Source organism: Bradyrhizobium sp. 31Argb (assembly GCF_043638955.1).
Lineage (GTDB): Bacteria > Pseudomonadota > Alphaproteobacteria > Rhizobiales > Xanthobacteraceae > Bradyrhizobium.
In genome coordinates, this window is the sequence record NZ_JBEGDB010000695.1 from 1 (window position 1) to 576 (window position 576).

The 576-nt window shown below is 66.3% G+C and carries 1 protein-coding gene; it reads left to right on the forward strand.

Features of this window, described 5'->3' with window-relative positions:
- The first annotated feature begins 85 nt into the window (after positions 1-85).
- Positions 86-547, forward strand: a complete 462-nt coding sequence (gene tnpA, locus AAFX91_RS42320; protein WP_130584434.1) for an IS66-like element accessory protein TnpA — start codon at positions 86-88, stop codon at positions 545-547.
- Positions 548-576 lie beyond the last annotated feature (29 nt).

Here is a 576-nt window from a genome sequence, read left to right on the forward strand (position 1 = left end):
GTAACCGGCATGAGGCCCCCACCTAGCCATCCTTCGGCTTGCGCGCGATACAGCCTGGCATGAGCGGATCGGTGGAGGTGTAACGATGGCAAATGCCATGCTTGATGCCAGGCAGGAAGGTGACTCCTATCGTCGCGTCGAGGTGATCACTGGGGAGCGCCGACGGCGACGGTGGACGGGCGAGGAGAAGGCCCGGATCGTGGCGGAGAGCTTTGAGGAGGGTGCGAACATCTCCGAGGTGGCGCGGCGCAATGGGGTTTCCCGCGGGCTGCTTACGGTGTGGCGACGCCAAGTTGCGGCGGCGGTAGCGGGCAAGGCGCCAAGCTTCGTGCCGATCCAAATTGGTGCCGAGAGCGGTGGCGGGACAGCTGGCGAGTCCGAGCGTATTTCGCCGGTACAGACGAAGCCTTTGGAGATCGCCGCGCCGCCGGCCAAGGTCTGCGGGGTGGTCGAGATCGAGGTGAACGGGGCGCGCATCCGGGTCGAGTCGGGCGTGGAGCTGGCGACCCTGTCGACGGTGCTGGCGGCGCTTCGGGGGATCCGGTGATTGCACTACGGTCTGACCTCAAGGTGGTG